At 53.0% G+C, this 16,059-nt stretch carries 14 protein-coding genes; 7 read left to right on the plus strand and 7 right to left on the minus strand.

The window, feature by feature from the left end; genetic code table 11:
- Positions 1–297 precede the first annotated feature (297 nt).
- Positions 298–762 carry a nucleoside-diphosphate kinase gene (gene ndk, locus JMJ04_RS17750; protein WP_201371776.1) on the plus strand — a complete coding sequence of 155 codons (465 nt, stop codon included), beginning with the start codon at positions 298–300 and terminating at the stop codon, positions 760–762.
- 125 nt (positions 763–887) lie between these two features.
- Here the strand turns inward: ndk and JMJ04_RS17755 are convergent, their stop codons facing one another.
- The gene (locus JMJ04_RS17755) at positions 888–1,082 is read right to left on the minus strand and encodes a hypothetical protein (protein ID WP_201371777.1); all 195 of its coding nucleotides are present in this window, start codon (positions 1,080–1,082) and stop codon (positions 888–890) included.
- 499 nt (positions 1,083–1,581) lie between these two features.
- Positions 1,582–2,118, minus strand: coding sequence for a cysteine hydrolase family protein (locus JMJ04_RS17760; protein WP_201371778.1), 537 nt, complete (start codon positions 2,116–2,118; stop codon positions 1,582–1,584).
- A gap of 344 nt (positions 2,119–2,462) precedes the next feature.
- On the opposite strand from JMJ04_RS17760, the gene JMJ04_RS17765 reads away from it, so the two are divergent.
- A complete protein-coding gene (locus JMJ04_RS17765) occupies positions 2,463–3,248 on the plus strand; it encodes a type II CAAX endopeptidase family protein (RefSeq protein ID WP_201371779.1) in 786 nt (261 codons plus the stop codon).
- A 288-nt stretch (positions 3,249–3,536) separates the two neighbouring features.
- Here the strand turns inward: JMJ04_RS17765 and JMJ04_RS17770 are convergent, their stop codons facing one another.
- Positions 3,537–4,385: a hypothetical protein gene (locus JMJ04_RS17770; protein WP_201371780.1), complete on the minus strand. Its 849-nt coding sequence runs from the start codon at positions 4,383–4,385 to the stop codon at positions 3,537–3,539.
- 179 nt (positions 4,386–4,564) lie between these two features.
- Positions 4,565–5,959, minus strand: coding sequence for a nicotinate phosphoribosyltransferase (locus JMJ04_RS17775; protein WP_201371781.1), 1,395 nt, complete (start codon positions 5,957–5,959; stop codon positions 4,565–4,567).
- Positions 5,960–6,480: 521 nt separating this feature from the next.
- Between JMJ04_RS17775 and JMJ04_RS17780 the strand changes: the two genes are divergently transcribed.
- Positions 6,481–6,924 carry a transglycosylase SLT domain-containing protein gene (locus JMJ04_RS17780; protein WP_201371782.1) on the plus strand — a complete coding sequence of 148 codons (444 nt, stop codon included), beginning with the start codon at positions 6,481–6,483 and terminating at the stop codon, positions 6,922–6,924.
- Positions 6,925–7,105: 181 nt separating this feature from the next.
- Here the strand turns inward: JMJ04_RS17780 and JMJ04_RS17785 are convergent, their stop codons facing one another.
- Complete coding sequence (locus JMJ04_RS17785; RefSeq protein ID WP_201371783.1) at positions 7,106–7,279, minus strand: hypothetical protein; 174 nt, start codon at positions 7,277–7,279, stop codon at positions 7,106–7,108.
- Between the two features lie 346 nt (positions 7,280–7,625).
- Between JMJ04_RS17785 and JMJ04_RS17790 the strand changes: the two genes are divergently transcribed.
- The 4 genes from JMJ04_RS17790 (at position 7,626) to zwf (ending at position 13,563) form a co-directional block, all read left to right on the plus strand.
- On the plus strand, positions 7,626–9,194 hold the full coding sequence (locus tag JMJ04_RS17790; protein ID WP_201371784.1) for a phytoene desaturase: 1,569 nt from the start codon (positions 7,626–7,628) through the stop codon (positions 9,192–9,194).
- A gap of 189 nt (positions 9,195–9,383) precedes the next feature.
- Positions 9,384–10,391, plus strand: coding sequence for an alpha/beta hydrolase (locus tag JMJ04_RS17795; RefSeq protein WP_201371785.1), 1,008 nt, complete (start codon positions 9,384–9,386; stop codon positions 10,389–10,391).
- A 256-nt stretch (positions 10,392–10,647) separates the two neighbouring features.
- Entirely contained in the window at positions 10,648–11,625 is a 978-nt protein-coding gene (locus tag JMJ04_RS17800; RefSeq protein ID WP_201371786.1) for a hypothetical protein, read from the plus strand.
- A gap of 288 nt (positions 11,626–11,913) precedes the next feature.
- On the plus strand, positions 11,914–13,563 hold the full coding sequence (zwf, locus tag JMJ04_RS17805; protein WP_201371787.1) for a glucose-6-phosphate dehydrogenase: 1,650 nt from the start codon (positions 11,914–11,916) through the stop codon (positions 13,561–13,563).
- Between the two features lie 100 nt (positions 13,564–13,663).
- Here zwf and JMJ04_RS17810 read toward each other — a convergent pair whose 3' ends face one another.
- Both JMJ04_RS17810 and pepF read right to left on the minus strand, forming a co-directional pair.
- Entirely contained in the window at positions 13,664–13,861 is a 198-nt protein-coding gene (locus tag JMJ04_RS17810; protein WP_201371788.1) for a hypothetical protein, read from the minus strand.
- 258 nt (positions 13,862–14,119) lie between these two features.
- Positions 14,120–15,916, minus strand: a complete 1,797-nt coding sequence (gene pepF / locus JMJ04_RS17815; RefSeq protein ID WP_201371789.1) for an oligoendopeptidase F — start codon at positions 15,914–15,916, stop codon at positions 14,120–14,122.
- Positions 15,917–16,059 lie beyond the last annotated feature (143 nt).

The raw sequence follows: 16,059 nt of genomic DNA on the forward strand, positions 1-16,059 counted from the left end.
GCAGCGTCGGGCCCACACTCAATGTCACTGTACACCGCCCTGGATGTGTAGCATCCATTGATCTTCCAGCCTCGAGTTGCTATACTGCGCGTGCGCATGGCAGTTAGCCATGCATACATGGAGCATATTTCGCCTGAAACGCTTGCTTTTTCGGGCACAGAGGGCAATGCAGCAGGTAGGAGGGTGAGGGTGTTGGTCGTCGTGACCGATAGCCTCACCCTCCTATCTGCGGCGCAATGCCACAGAGACTAGCACTGCAATTACACAACCATTATATTAAGGAGATTTATTGTAACCATGGAGCGAACTCTTGTTCTGCTGAAACCCGACGCAGTCCAGCGCGATCTGGTCGGTGAAATAATTACTCGTCTTGAGCGCAAAGGTCTGAAGATCGCTGGCCTCAAAATGATGCGCCTCTCGGATGAGCTGCTCAACGAGCACTATAGCCACCTGGTGGGTCGCAGCTTCTTCCCCGAGGTCAAATCCTTCATGCAGCTTACCCCCGTGGTCGCGCTCTGCCTTGAGGGCGTCGAGGCCGTCGACACGGTCCGTGCGCTCTGTGGCATCACCAAGGCGCGCGAGGCGGCTCCTGGCACCATTCGTGGCGAATTTGCCATGAGCGTGCAGGCGAACCTCATCCACTGCTCCGATTCCCTGGAGACGGCCAAAGCCGAGGTTCCTCGCTTCTTCAAAGCCGAGGAGCTCTTCGAGTACAAGGATATCCTCGAGACCTACGTGTATAATTCGAGCGAGCGCGAGTAGTCGCACGGTCGCAAGATCAGAAAACAAACAAGGGAGACTTGTTCTTATGGACAAGTCTCCCTTGTTTGTTTATTCTGACCCAGGTCTATGGCCTGGTGAAGAGACATGGGAAGTGTAGGTAGGGCTCAGCTGGCTTTGCTGGCTCGTTTCTCGCTCCGGCTTACTTTGACGGGTTCTTCTTGTGTGCCTGCCGCAGCCTGGCTCGATGAGGCTTTTTTCTGTTCGCTAAGCCGCCAGCAGCGCGTTTTGCTGCGGAAACATTTATCCTGCTCTTCTAAGGTCTCGGGCGGGGTCCCTTGCAGGCAAAAGACCTGGTACATGGGCTCTCCTGAGACATCGTTGCAGGGAAACCAGCGTTCCCGGTAACAAGGGCAGGCATTCTTGTGTTTCCGCCAATTTGAATTTTCAGATGGATGAGTGTAGATTTCGCCTGCCAAATTGTCTCCTTATCCTTCCTAAATTGTTTCGTATATCGAAGTTACTAGGGGTACCCGTAGTATATCACATTGTTTTTAGAATAATAGAGCAAAGACTACAGACAAAACGGGTCAGTTTATGGTATAATAGCTGTAAGATGACGTTACTCCCGCTATAACTCCACCATTGCTCGCTCTACTTGTGATTTCCCCCTTGCGACTTCTCGCCACTGCGTGACTCGCTGGGTAAGTGTGTGGGGGCGCACTGGCGAAGCCAGTGCGCCCCCACACACTTACCCTTTATGGAAGAGCAGGTGTATGCCCCCACGCATACCTTTTATGGAAGAGCCGATACGCGCCCCCACTTACCCTTTATGGAAGAGCCAGGAGATTGTATATGGCGCTAGAAAGTAATGTCTGTTGTAGGGAGCACTCTGATAGGATGGGTGGGATGGGCAAGCTGTGCGAGAAGATGATTGTGGTGGGCGACAATCTGAGCGGTGGTCAACTTGCCATTGTCGCTAGTGGTATGACCATCGGCTACCAGGTACACATCGTAGTTGAGGGAGGCGGCACGGCGGCAGGTGGCATCGACACAATATTCTGTTTGGGCGCCGGTCACCACCAGACGCGTGACCCCAAGTGATTGAAGTGTGTCGTGCAGTGAACTCTCATAAAAGGCATCGGAGGCACTCTTGTGGACGATAATGTCCTCAGAATGAGGAGCAACCAGGGGATGAATCTGCCAGCCTGGAGTACCGGGTTCTAGCGGATGCCCAGATCCACCACCATGCTGGATATAGAGGATCGGGACCTGCTGATCGCGTGCCCGTTCAAGCAACTCGACGAGAATATGTAAGACCGCAGCCTCTTCTTCATATGCCTCATCAAACAGGCCATTTTGGACATCAATCAACAGGAGAGCAGTCTGTGCAGCCATAGCAGTTTCCTTGTGGTATAAACTATTTGAGACAACCATTATAAAGTACTCTCTAGAGCATACACTCTCTTCAGGATAAAATATGTCCTTATTCACCAATTTCTTGTGAAATGGGAAATGTGGAAAGCTGAACAGTTTCGTCCTGAAAAGCGTATCCTCTCTCAAGGCTTAATCGTACTATCTATAGAATGGCATAGCGCGCTCACCTGGCTGTCTGAAGTCACTTGAGTAACCATCCCTTGGTGCAGGATTGCAGTGTATTACAAGGCAAGCGGCGTTTCTAGACGCTGTTAGAACCGGAGCTACCGTTGTTTGAACCGAAGTCTGATCCAAATATTTCTGCTATGCCTCCGCAAAAGGAGGCTTCAGCTATAAGGCAAGAGGAGCGCGACATCGCGCCCTGGACGCTTAATGATGTCATGTTGGGTGTGGTGCTTACCGCCGTCCTCTGGCTTGTCTCCGCCATCATCTACTCCAGTTATACCGCAAGTACGGTCTCCAGCACCAATAACCCTCTCAAAGCCTTCCTGACCCTTGTCCTGGCTACCCTGGTTGAAGGCGTCTTCATAGCGGGACCATTGCTTATAGCCTGGCGCACAACCCGGCCTGCTGAAGGGAAATCGCATTGGCGGACTGCCCTGGAAGGGCTGGGGTTCAGGCGTTTCCATGTCTGGCATGCCTGTGTCGTCATCATTGGCTTCTTCTTTCTGATCTACCTGGCAAACTTTGTATACCAGGCCGTGATTACGACCTTCCACTTGCCGATCCAGACCAATGACCAGTACATTTTTGAGAAAGGGAGGATCGATCCGCTTACTACTTATGCCACGCTGGCGGCTGGTGTGCTTGTTGCGCCCATTTGCGAGGAGATCTTCTTCCGTGGCTTCTTACTCGGCGGCTTGCGCCGGAGCATGTCCAATGGTTGGGCGATTATTATCAGCGCGGTTGTCTTTGCTCTGGCGCACTTTGATCCCGGTTCGTTTGCGGTCCTGCTGGTGATTGGCTTGATTCTTGGCTATTTGCGCTGTCGCATGCGTTCCATCTGGCCAGGAATTCTTTTGCATACGCTCAATAATGCGTATAGCTCGCTGCTGATTGTGTTGGCGCTGACCCATGTTATCAATGTTTAGGGATTTCTCGCCACTACGTGGCTCGCTGGTTTAGGGTGTGATGGCGCGGCTGGCTCCGCCAGCCGCGCCATCACACCCTGACTCTGTTTGGGGTTAAGAAATTTGTGGGGCGTATATTAGCGATGAGGGTGAGTGGTGAGAGTCATGGTCATCACATTCCCTGACTCTGTTTGAGGGTTGAGAAATTTGTGGGGCGTATATTAGTGATGACAGGAGGTGAAAGCGTTGTAGCCATTACCTTTTCTGACCATGTCTGAAATATTGTGGGTGCTAAGAAGTTTATAGCCTCTAAGTGTGCTTTTGGTGGCGGAGTTCGCCCTGGATGAGGCGGCAGAGGGCCAGGAAGAAGCAGAGCATCGCTACCTGGGGGAGGAAGACGCTGTCAGCACCTGTAATGAGCCTGGGGATGCTGAAGAGGAGTGAGAGGAGCGAGGCAAGCCCAAACAGGATGGTGGGGCTGGTTTGTGTTTTCCAGCAAGAGGGGCGTAGCCACCAGATGGCGATACCCAGGCAGCGTGCCGTGATGCCCATCCAGCTCTCGATGTTCTCTAGGGAGCGCGCATCGAGAGGGCTGAAAAAATAGAGGCCCAGCACGACCAGGGCGCCGACGAGAGGAAGCAGGGCGACAAAATAGCTGTCCCAGCGTTTGATGGGGGTGCGATGGATGGAGAGGCAGGCATAGGTGCCCAGCAGCACAATAGAGGGCGCGGTTGTAAAGTAGGCGATGAGGGCATCATCCAGGTGGGGGATGAAGGTCCGCAGCGCAAAGTTAAGGAGCGAGAGTATTCCCCAGGCGCCTCCACAGATGCTTCCCAGGCGTAGCCAGGTGTTGCGTGAGGTAAAGAGAAGGGTAATCCAGCCCCCAAAGACGAATACGGTCTCGACGAGGAGGATCTTGCTGTTGGGAGATAGGAAGGGCAGATGATTTTGCAGGCCCTGAGCTATCAGGCTGCCAGCACTCAGCCAGATGACCGCCAGTAGCGCGAATGTCACCATAAAGCGCGGCGTCCAGATAATAACCTCTTTCTCTGGAAGCGCTTTAATGGGTGTTTCAGGCTGCTTGAGCGTTTCAAGCTCGGGAGCAAGCATGGGCGTATGGATAGCTTGTTCAATGGGGGTGGCGATACGTTCTGGCATCCTAAATGTTTAACCTTACCTCTCAGTTTTTGTAGCTCTGTTGTTTCTAACGATTGGGCAGCATATTCGGGTACATTTTTTCTTCCCACAAAAGAGTGATCTTGCGCGCGACGCGAGAGATGCGGCGCTATGCACAAGATCACAGGTGTTTATTTTCGCGGCAATGGCGGACAATAGTCCTAATCGAGGTCGACGCCAATCAAGCGTGCAGCCTGTTTGCGGAGCGATTGCAGACCATTGCTGAAGCGTACAGGATAGCACTGCTCTGGTGCGAGGGTGCGATATCTGGCCGGAAGCGCCTCCAGATTTTGCTGGGCCAGCTCGCGGATCTCTGAGAGTGGGGGGAGGCTACCGGGAATGATCTCGCCGTTGCGTACCACGGGGCGCAGCAGGCGCTGGTAGCCCTCTGGATGTGGTTCATGGGAAAGCTGAATGACATCCTCTTCCCAGTTGGGGTGGCGATAAATCTCTTTCTTGCCCGGCCAGGTACTTTTGGCGCCTGCGATCTTCATTTTGGGATATTCGGTCCCTGACTCGTCGACGTACCAGACCTCTTTATAGACGGTTCCAAGCGAGCCACCGGCGATGCCACGCTCAACGGAGCCCGCGCCATAGCCCAGAGTGGTCCCGATGCCAAAGGAATCTATTGTCGCTCCGGCCTCGAGTAGTTCACTGATCTTCCACTCGTCCAGGTCACCACTGGCAAGAATGCGTACGCTGTGTAGTCCGGCCTTGTCGAGCTGTTCGCGGATATAGATACTATCAGAGGCGAGATCGCCACTATCCAGGCGAACTGCAGCAAGGGTATGCCCCATCGTCTCTTGCGTGCGTAGCGCGACCTCAATAGCTTTATGGACCGCTGCACGTGCATCGTAGGTATCCAGGAGCAGAGTATAGCGATTATAGGCCTCAGCAATGGCGTAGAAAGATTCTTCCTCGGTTGGGAACATCTCGATCAAGGCGTGAGGCACGGTTCCTGTCGCGGGTAGGCGATACTCATAGGCGGCATTGAGCAGTGAGGTGCTGGCACAGCCACCAATGTAGGAGGCACGCGCCACCGTCATAGGCTCCTGAGCGCGGCGGAAGGCGAACTCTGCCACGCGGCGTGTACGACCTTTTTCAGCGGCATAGACAATGCGCGAAGCCTTAGTGGCGATCAGAGTTGAAAGCCCTATGGCCTGTAGCAGTCCGGCCTCCAGCAATATAGCCTCGCGGAAGGGGGCCGTCACGCGCATAATAGGTCCATTAGGAAAGGCGATTGAGCCCTCTGGTAAGGCCAGGATTTCACCTGTAAAGCGTGTCTGCGCCAGTTCATCGAGGAATGAGGCATCGTAGTCGCGGATGCGCGCGAGGAACTCCAGTTCTTTGTCGCTGTAGCGGAAGGCCTGCACAAACTCAAGCGCGGCCTCCAGACCTGCAACCAGCATATAGGTACCACCGAAGGGTGCTGTACGGGTATAGAGATCGAAGGTTGTGAGTCCATTATAGCCGGTGCGCCACGAAACATATGCTGAATCTGGATGATACATATCACTCATTAATCCTGGATGGTAGTTAGGTGCGCGACGATTCATAAACAAACCTCTTCAGGCAATGCCCTCTGCAAAATTATGCTTCTGCCAAGTTAGTGTACATCTTACCATATTTAAGCAAGCCAATGTGTGTTAAAGGGTCATGCGGGTGTCTATGTCGGGCACGTGCCCGACATAGACACCCGCATGACCCTACTCTTATGAGGGGAGTTGAGGCTTGCATGCCCCCACTGGTACTACTCTGGTACTATCCTTCTCTGCTTTATAAGAAGTCGTTATTGCTTTTTATGTGCCTTCAAGTCTTATGGGGTCCTGGTTTTAGTGCTTCTAAAGTATTGCTAAATAATATTTAGATGCTTTTGTCAATTGCTTGCTATAGCCTGGGGGTACTATGTTTTCTCAAGTCTGGGAAATGATAGCCGTATATCTTTAGTGTCAAGACGCGGTGACATGAGATATATAAAGTCACCCCCAAACGTTTGTGCCTGGACACAAGCGATGTACCACTAATGAGATACAATCACTGATTTTGACTGATTTTGTAAAAGGTAAAAGGAGCATACGTGAAAGAGCATACTATCCAGACATCCAAACAGGCGAAGAACGTAAAGAGCTTGCTGCTGAAGCTTGGAATGGCAACACTGTTTGGTGTTATGATGATGACCGCCATGCTTGGTTTGGGTGCGCGGACAGCCTCTGCTAAAGTTCACACGGCTAATGCCAATGCGGATGTCGTTTCGATGATTCGCCAGGTCTTTGGTCCTCACGCCAACCAGGCGATCAACATCGCCCGTTGTGAGTCGCACTTTAATCCGAACGCGACCAACACGCAGGCGATTGGCAATAGCCACGCGGCAGGTGTCTTCCAGATCCTCTACCCAAGCACCTGGAATGGGACGCCTATGGCTGGTAGCTCACCTTATGATGCCTACGCCAACATCAAAGCCGCTTACCACATCTTCCAGCGCGACGGCTACAGCTGGTACGAGTGGCAGTGCCAGCCCTAATCAATAAAGAATAGCGTATACGCAACATCCCACCTGATATTTCATCAGGTGGGGTGTTTGCTTTTGTAGAAGTGACCTCTTGCCACTGCGTGGCTCGCAGAGTAAGGGAGTATGAGGAGAAGGATGGGGCAAGTCCATCCCAAGTTGAAGCACCTCATGCGCTGACGGTGTCTATATGTTCTCAGGCGAGGAGTAGGATGATGCCAGTGGCGATCATGCCGAGAGCTGCCAGGATTTGCATATAGCCCAGAGGCGGCAGGATGCGTGCGACCAGGAGAAATAGTAAGAGCGCGCCAATACTCCAGAGGATAAGCCAGCCCAGGCGCAAAATCATGTTGGTGTGATGCTCTTGCATAAGCGTATCCTTCTACCGTGCTGTGTTGCTACATTGGTAAATGATGATAAGCCCTTTTCTTTAGCATAGTCAGTAGACGAAATATTTTGTGTCTCTGTTGATCTGGCAGGGCGAGCGTTAAGTTTAATACGTGATGCTAGAGGATATGGCTTCACCCGGTTTTATTTGCCTGTTACCCTTTTTCTTAACTTTTCCCGTCTATGTCAGTGTGTGGATGAGCCTGGCTGGCTTGATAAACGCATTGCTGGCAGGTTGTTGTGTGAGGGGCATACTGGAGATAGTTGTAGCTTTTTGGCGCTCACAATATTGTTGCGTTACATAGAGGAAAAAGGTAAGGGGCAGGCCCATGAAGATTGTTGTTATTGGTAGTGGCTTTGGTGGTTTGACCGCCGCGATTCGTTTGCAGGCTCAGGGACATGAAGTGATCATTCTTGAGAAGCGCGATAAGCCAGGTGGGCGCGCCTATGTCTATGAGCAGGATGGCTTTACTTTTGATGGGGGACCAACCATTATTACGGCTCCCTGGCTGATTCACGATCTCTTCACGCTTTGTGGCAAAAAGATGGCGGATTATGTCAATTTGATGTCGATCGATCCTTTTTATAATATTCGCTTTGAAGATGGTTCTGTCTTTCATTATGCTGGTGATCGTGAGCATATCTTAAATGAGATTCGGCGCTTTAATCCCGATGATGTGGATGGCTATCTGCGTTTCGCCCAGGATACAGAGCAGATTTATGAGAGGGGCTTTGAATTAATTGACCAGCCCTTTACAACAGTGTCTTCGATGGCGAAGGTGGTACCGGACCTGGTGCGCTTGCAGGCTTATAAGTCGGTTGCGGGCCTGGTGAACCAGTATATGAAGGATAAGCGCTTGCGCCAGGTCTTTAGCTTTCATCCTCTCTTGATTGGGGGCAATCCCTTTGAGAGCACCTCTATCTATGCGCTGATCCATACGTTGGAGCGCAAGTTTGGCATCTGGTACGCTCAGGGTGGTACCGGAGCACTGGTCAAGGGCCTGGTTAAGCTGTTTGAGGATATGGGAGGCACATTGCATCTCAACCAGGAGGTCGGACAGATCCGGGTGGACGAGCGCACTGGCCTGACGAATGGCGTTGTGCTCAAGTCGGGAGCGTATATTGCTGGGGATAGCGTGGTCTGCAATGCCGATGTGGCCTATTCATATCTGAATCTCGTGCCAGCGAAGGCCCGGCACAAGTATACCGATAGCCGGATCAAGAAGATGCAATACTCGATGTCGCTCTTTGTGATCTACTTTGGTACGGATCGCAAGTATGAGGATGTCGCGCACCACGAAATCCTGATGGGACCGCGTTATAAAGGTTTGCTGGATGACATCTTTAAGCGTAAGGTTTTGGCGAAAGATTTCTCGCTCTATCTGCATCGTCCAACGGCGACCGATTCCTCGATGGCTCCCGAGGGCTGTGATTGTTGGTATGTGCTCTCCCCGGTACCACACCTGGGCAGTGGGATCGATTGGACACAGATGGCGAAGCCCTATCGGGACTCGATCGTTAGCTACCTGGAGGAGCGCTACCTGCCGGATCTCTCGAAGCATATTGTGAGCGAGCACTATATCGATCCGTTGCATTTTCAGGATACATTGAACAGCCATCTGGGCAGCGCCTTCTCGGTTGAGCCAATTCTGACACAGTCGGCCTGGTTCCGTCCGCATAATGTGAGTGAGGATATCGCCAATCTTTACTTTGTGGGTGCAGGAACTCACCCCGGTGCGGGTTTACCTGGAGTCATGAGTTCAGGTAAAATAGTAGCAGACATGATTGGTCAGGATGGCCAAAAGGGGAAAGTTAATTTAGGGGAAGTAAGTAGAGGAAGGGAAAACGTGTTACAGGTGCGCACATGGGAGAGACAGGCGGTTCGCTCACATAATTGAGTGGCTAAACTATTTACCTGTATGCGGCAAGGGTGTGCCTCACGATGAGGCAGGCCTTGGCCGCCGAGGAGCCACCAGCTTAGGGTGGAAAAGCGTGTATGCAGGTAAATAAGCGTCATTGGCGTGCATGTTGTGCGTGCTTAAGGACACGTGCCATGCATTCCGTGGTCACCTAGAAGGAGGGCAGCCATGTCTGAGCAGCGTCGCTGGGCATTGGGTGTCGCGACCGGTACCGGCATCCTGGGCCTGACAGTTACTAGTGGTCTGGCGTTTATTGCGAATCATATCGTAGAGGAGTTCTCTCGACCGCACCTGATTCTGGATGAGTCTGGTTTCACCTGGACCATGCCTCAACCTGCCTCTGATCCTGATCCCTCGTTGCAACGATCTCTACTCTTCAAAACCGTCGATGGCAAACTGCTTAGCGGTGACTTCTGGGCACAGCCGTGTCCAGCTCCCACAGTCGTCCTCTGTCATGGATATCGTATATCGCGGGCGCACCTGCGCTCCGTAGCTACCTTAGAGTATGCGCGTGGCTATAATGTGATGGCTTTTGATTTTCGCGGGCATGGAGGCAGTGAAGGGGCTTCCACGAGTGGGGGAAATGTTGAGGTGCGTGATCTCGAAGCCGCTTTGATTGTGGCATGTAGCCAGCCAGAGACGTTGCCAGGGCGTATCATCATCCATGGCTTCTCGATGGGAGCCTCCGTGGCTCTGCTGACTCCTCCACATCCCGATGTTTGTGCCATCATCGCCGATAGTCCCTATGCGCGCTCCGACGAGGTTATGCGCAGGCTGGTGCAGTACCGCCTGCTGGAGGCCAGTAATCGCTGGAAGCGCTGGCCGCGCCTGGTGGGCCAGTTGCGCTCCCTCCTGCCTCCGCTGGCCTGGGCGACCGTGGGTATGAGCGTGCTTGTCTTCCGCCTGCGCTTCGGCTTCACTTTTGTGGCGCGTCCGGATGCTAGCTTTAAACGCTGGCAGGGCTGGAAAACCTATGCTCAGACTTCGGATCGTCGGCGCCCCGTGCCTATCCTCTTGATTCATGCTGAAGGCGATCAGCTTATTCCCATTGCGCACGCGCGGCAGATCGCCAGCCAGGCCAAGATTTACGAGGTTCCCCTGGAGACCTACTTTGTCGAGGGGGATCGCACTGTGATGCTTATGGATATAATCCGCGTCAGTACAATAGCGTCCTAAAAAATTTTCTAGAGCGCCAGCTGGGACCAGATTTTCCCGAGCAGCACCGTAATGATGAGGGCGAGAACTAAATAGTTGCTAACCAAGCGAAAATATCAGGCCTGAGTACCTGGACAGGAACACTTGAACACTTGCAAAAAAGGCGTTTTTATGTGCATAATCTTTTTAGGGATAAAAGTATGTTTTATGGTGAAACGCGCATAAGTTGTCTAATAGCTGATGCACTACCCGGTAAGTGTGCTTCTAGAGGAGAGACATGCTGATACCTGATGAGATAACACCCACCACGGGCGAATTGGAGAGCATTGTACGTGTTCCCGATCGCCGGAGTGCGCTGCGCTTGAAGCGACAGCAGTTACGTCATCAACCAACGACCGATGCCCTACCCAATCTTCATGTAGTGACGCCCCCGGCACGTAGTGCTCCCCGCCAACTTACAAAGGCGCGCGAAGAAAATCGACATCTGCGTATGATGCTGGAGACGGTGCGTGAGGAATTGTACCAGGCGCGCCAGGAGTATACTCTGCTTCATGCGCGCTATGAACACGATGTCGCCGTCATTCATAGCGCGCACCAGCAGGAGATGGACGCGTATGGGCAGCAGTTGCAGGAGGTATTGGAGGCGCATACTGGCCTGCAACGCGAACACCAATCCCTTGCGACGCGTTTTCAGGAGTTACAGCAAGCGCTTGATACCTCGGCCTCACAACTCGCGCAGGAGAAGATTGCGCAAGTGACGCAAGAGCTGGAAGTTGCTCCAGAGACGACTCCGCCCTTGCTGGAAGGCGTGCTTGAGACGCTCCAGCGCCACGCGAAAGAGCGGGAAGACAAAAAACTGGTAGAAATTCTCTTCTTAAAGCGTGAGATCCAACGTATGAACGAGTGTCTTGAGCACGAACGCCAGCAAGTAGACGCCGAGCGGCAGAAGTTGCTGACGTTGCAGAACTCGGCGCGCGAGCAGGCCGAGCTACGTGAGCAGATGGTAGAGGCGCGTTTCCAGGCGCGCTGGCGTATGCGTGCCATTGTATCGTCGATTGGTATGCTCTTGCTGCTGGTCGCGCTCCAGTTCGGTGGTTTGCATCTTCTGCATGCCGATACCAGCCCTCTGCTCTCGCTGGCGTTGATTGCGCCCATTGTCATCTGTGTCGTCTGTGCGATTGTGTTTGCGACCCCCGTCTCGATGATAAAAATCATCTATCATGGAGCACCACATAAACGGAGAGCGAAAGCCTGAACTGAATGACAGTCACAATCGAATAGTTGTTCTGGCGAGAGGTTGGTGCATTTGATTACGATGTAGCCCTCTCAAGATAAGCCCGGTTGCCTGGATGAGTCTGAAGATCTTTTTATAGGTAGGTCGCAGTTCGACGCGACTTCCTATGCGTTCCCTCCAACTTCATCAAGCGACCGGGTTTTTGCGTGGTATTCAGGCGCGACTGGCGGGGGGAGCGAGCGTTTTATCCTTTAGAGGAACCTTTATCGTGTAAGAGAGAGAAGGTTTTTGTTATAAAGGAGATATGTTATGACTCAGCAGGCTGAAGCCTCGCAGAAATTGAAGCCGCATAAGATCTGGCAGGATGGGCATATGCCCCAGCCCTGCGCAATCGTGATATTTGGGGCAACTGGCGACCTGGCGCAGCGCAAATTGCTCCCAACGCTGGCACATTTGATGCATGATCATCCCCTCCCTCAGAGCTTCTGTATTGTGGCCTTTGCGCGCCGCCCCCTGGATGATGAACAGTGGCGAGCGATGGCGCTGAAGTCCATCAATACCTATATGCCTGAGGATGATCGTCTGGATGAGGAAGGGCAGAAGCAGTTTGCCTCGCACCTCTTCTACTGCCAGTCGACGTTTGAAGATTCGCAGGGATATCAGAAGCTCAAGCAGCTTTTGGAGAAGTTGGATCGCGAGCAGGGGACGGCAGGCAATCGTCTCTTCTACCTGGCGACGCCTCCCGAAACGGATAGCCAGATTATCGCGCAACTGGGCGCGGCGGGCCTGTCACATCCGGGACAGGGAGCGGAGAATGGGCATGAGGAGCATGGGAACCATAGCAATAACCATGGCAAATCCTGGGCCAGGATTATTATTGAGAAACCCTTTGGGCATGACCTGGCAACGGCGCAGAAGCTGAACCGGGACCTGGGACGCGTCTTCCGTGAAAACCAAATCTATCGCATCGATCACTATATGGGTAAGGAGACGGTGCAGAACATCCTGGCGTTCCGCTTCTCCAACGGCATTTTTGAGCCACTCTGGAACCAGCGCTATATCGACCACGTGCAGATCACAGTCGCCGAGTCACTGGGAATTGGCACACGCGCCGAGTTCTATGAGAGTGAGGGCGCGATCAGGGATATCGTGCAGAACCATATTATGCAGGTGCTGTGTCTGACGGGTATGGAGCCGCCAGTGGCCTTTGATGCGGAGGCAATTCGCGATGAAAAGGTCAAGTTGTTGCGCGCGATCAATCCCTTGACGCCTGACGAGGCCAAACAGGACGTAGTACGCGCGCAGTACGTGGCAGGCGAGGTTGATGGCAAGCACGTGGTGGGCTACAAAGAAGAACAGGGCGTGAAGCCTGACTCGACGACGGAGACCTTTGTGGCGCTCAAGTTCTTTATTGAGAACTGGCGCTGGGAGGATGTGCCATTCTATATTCGTACGGGCAAGCGTCTGCCCAAGCGTAGTACTGAGGTGACCATCCAGTTCAAACGTGTGCCGCATCAACTATATAAGCCATCTGAGACGAAGGGATTGGTACCTAATCGTTTGACGATTCGTATTCAGCCGGATGAAGGCATCGCGCTTAAGATTGGGGCCAAGGTGCCTGGCGCGGCCAACCAGCTAAGTTCGGTTGATATGAGCTTCTCTTATAACCAGGCTTTCGGTATTGAGTCACCTGAAGCCTACGAGCGGCTGATCGCGGACTGTATTCTGGGTGACTCGACGCTCTTCATTCGTCGCGACGAGATCGAGGCGTCCTGGCGTATTATCGATAGCATTACTAAGGTCTGGAAACAGTTGCCCCCTCGACGGTGCATACTTATAAAGCTGGAACCTGGGGGCCTGTTGAGGCGAATGGGTTGCTTGAGCGCGATGGACGTTCCTGGGATAACCCTTAGTTGCCTGTGGCACGACGCTGCTGAAGCACGCGTCTACATATCATAGTGCCTGCGGTGCTTCGCATAGGGTAAGGAGAGAGGCCATGCCAGGCATGACTCTCTCCTTTATGAGGAAATTTAATCGGTGCTACCCGAAATAGATTATGTTAGCGGTCGCGGTTGCGGCCGAACTCGCCCTTTTCCTGCTGCTGCTTCTCCATCTCGAGCGCGCTGCCCTGGCGATTCTTCAGCTCCTGCTGGCCCTCGGAACGGTTACCGTTCTGCTGTTGCTGCTGCTGTTGCTGCTGCTTTTTCTCCTGTTTGCGCTGCTCTTCTTTGCTATTGAAGTTCTCGTGTTTAGCCATGATGAAAGTTTCCTTTCTTAACACACTCGTGTGTGTACTCTAACACTCGTATTCGAGAAATACGTAGTAGTATACTGGTGATGTTGTATGTGTACCACCATCAACAGTAGTTTCTACATAACTCTCTATAGTTGATACTAACAACGCTCTAAAATGAGCGATTTGAATAGCAAAGGTGAGTGTGTATATAGTAATATTCTACTAAAAAAGAGGGCGTAATGGTGCCCCCACCATTACGCCCTCTTTTTTAGTAGAATATTAGCCCAGGAGGTCTTCCATTTGTGAGAGGTAGGATTCGAAGAGCTGGAAGGCCTGGTGAACTGGCTCGGGCCGGGTCATATCGACGCCCGCGTTTTTGAGCAGGTCAATGCTGTACTGAGAGGAACCGGAGCTGAGGAAGTTCAGGTAGCGGTCTACCGCTGGCTGACCCTCATGCAGGATCTTCTGGACCAGGGCAGACGAGGCCGAGATGCCCGTCGCATACTGGTAGACGTAGAAGCTGGAATAGAAGTGAGGGATGCGTCCCCATTCGATGCTGATCAGGTCATCGACAAAGGTCTCGCCGCCATAGTACTTCTCATTGAGCTGCTTGTAGAGCGCGCTGAGAGTATCGGCGGTAAGTGGTTCGCCCTCGCCGGCGCGTTTATGGATCTCCTTCTCGAACTCGGCGAACATAGTCTGGCGATAGAGGGTACCACGCAGGTCCTCCAGAGCATGGTTGAGGATGGCTAAGCGCTTGCCTTTATCGCTGGTATGCTTGAGCAAGTAGTTCGTCAGCAGGCCCTCGTTGAGGGTCGAGGCGACCTCGGCGACGAAGATGGTATAGTCGCCATACTGATAGGGCTGATTGGTACGCGTGAAGTAGGAGTGCAGCGAGTGTCCTAGCTCGTGCGCCAGGGTGAACATACTGTCGCGGTTCTCCTGGAAATTGAGCAGGATAAAGGGGTTGGTGCTATAGGAGCCGCCGCTATAGGCGCCGCTGCGTTTGCCGGGGGTCTCGTAGACGTCAATCCAGCGCTCGGAGAGGCCCTTCTTAAGGGCGCTGATATAGCGTTCGCCAAGGGGGGAGAGAGCCTCGACGATGATGTCACTGGCCTCCTGATAGGTTAGCTTATCCTCCTGCTCCTCCACGATGGGGACGTACAGGTCATACATGTGCATCTCATCGAGTTTGAGGACGCGCTTGCGCAACTGTAAATAGCGGTTGATCAGGGGGATATGGTCATGGACCGTCTGGATCAGGTTGTCGTAGACGCTTTCAGGAATATTGTGGGCTGAGAGTGCGCGCTGGCGGGTGCTCTCAAAGTTGCGCTGGCGTGTGTAGAAGGAGTCGGACTTGACCTGGCCCGAGAGGGTTGCGGCAATGGTATTACGCTGTTTTAGGAATGAGTTGTGCAGGCCTTCAAAGGCCTCCTTGCGCACGCGGCGATCTTTGCTACGCACGAAGACCAGGTAGTTGCCCTGGGTCAGCTCAACCTCTTCGCCCTGCTCATTGCGGATCTTGGGCAGCTTCATATCGGCGTTTTCGAGCATGGAGAAGATGGTATCGGGCGAGGTGGCCATCTCTTCGCTGGCGGCGAGCACGGCCTCGACCTCGGCGGAGCGGATATGCGGGCGCTTGCGGTTGAGATCATCCAACTGATGACGGTAGAGGGCCAGGCCGGAGACCTCTTTAATATAGCGTTCCAGGGTATCCTGGGGCAGGGCCAGGAGTTCAGGCTCGATGTAGGAGATAGCGGTCACGACCTGTACATAGAGTTGCATGGCGCGGTCGGCCATCCCCTGGTAGAGGCTATTAGTGGTATCTTCGTCGCGGCGCATCGAGGTATAGACGTAGAGGCGCTCTAGGACCTCACCCACCTCATCGCGTTTTCTGAGCACATGAAGGAGAGCCTCGCCACTCTGGCCTAAAGTGCCTTGCAGGGCCGCCAACTCTGAGACGCTGCCCTGAATGCGCTTAAAATCTTGCTCCCACTCCTCATTTGTGGCGTAAATGCTCTCAAGATTCCACTTAAAATCGGACGGAATCTCGTTGCGGTTCTTGAACGTTTGCACTGCTATACTACCTTTCACTACTACATAATGGTACGTGGGCAAATGCGGTCGAAATGCTGTGGTTATGCGTGCTTGTATCGTACCATAAATTGGGTGTTTATGGTTAGCTGGAGGGGGAGAGGAAGCAGGAAATGTTGCCTGAA

This window comes from Ktedonobacter robiniae (assembly GCF_016587375.1).
Taxonomy (GTDB): Bacteria; Chloroflexota; Ktedonobacteria; order Ktedonobacterales; family Ktedonobacteraceae; genus Ktedonobacter; species Ktedonobacter robiniae.

Bases quoted from the DNA above. Each gene is read 5' to 3' on its own strand.
- ndk (WP_201371776.1), top strand. From the start codon at position 298: ATGGAGCGAACTCTTGTTCTGCTGAAACCCGACGCAGTCCAGCGCGAT.
- JMJ04_RS17755 (WP_201371777.1), bottom strand. From the start codon at position 1,082: ATGTACCAGGTCTTTTGCCTGCAAGGGACCCCGCCCGAGACCTTAGAA.
- JMJ04_RS17760 (WP_201371778.1), bottom strand. From the start codon at position 2,118: ATGGCTGCACAGACTGCTCTCCTGTTGATTGATGTCCAAAATGGCCTG.
- JMJ04_RS17765 (WP_201371779.1), top strand. From the start codon at position 2,463: ATGCCTCCGCAAAAGGAGGCTTCAGCTATAAGGCAAGAGGAGCGCGAC.
- JMJ04_RS17770 (WP_201371780.1), bottom strand. From the start codon at position 4,385: ATGCCAGAACGTATCGCCACCCCCATTGAACAAGCTATCCATACGCCC.
- JMJ04_RS17775 (WP_201371781.1), bottom strand. From the start codon at position 5,959: ATGAATCGTCGCGCACCTAACTACCATCCAGGATTAATGAGTGATATG.
- JMJ04_RS17785 (WP_201371783.1), bottom strand. From the start codon at position 7,279: ATGCAAGAGCATCACACCAACATGATTTTGCGCCTGGGCTGGCTTATC.
- JMJ04_RS17790 (WP_201371784.1), top strand. From the start codon at position 7,626: ATGAAGATTGTTGTTATTGGTAGTGGCTTTGGTGGTTTGACCGCCGCG.
- JMJ04_RS17795 (WP_201371785.1), top strand. From the start codon at position 9,384: ATGTCTGAGCAGCGTCGCTGGGCATTGGGTGTCGCGACCGGTACCGGC.
- JMJ04_RS17800 (WP_201371786.1), top strand. From the start codon at position 10,648: ATGCTGATACCTGATGAGATAACACCCACCACGGGCGAATTGGAGAGC.
- zwf (WP_201371787.1), top strand. From the start codon at position 11,914: ATGACTCAGCAGGCTGAAGCCTCGCAGAAATTGAAGCCGCATAAGATC.
- JMJ04_RS17810 (WP_201371788.1), bottom strand. From the start codon at position 13,861: ATGGCTAAACACGAGAACTTCAATAGCAAAGAAGAGCAGCGCAAACAG.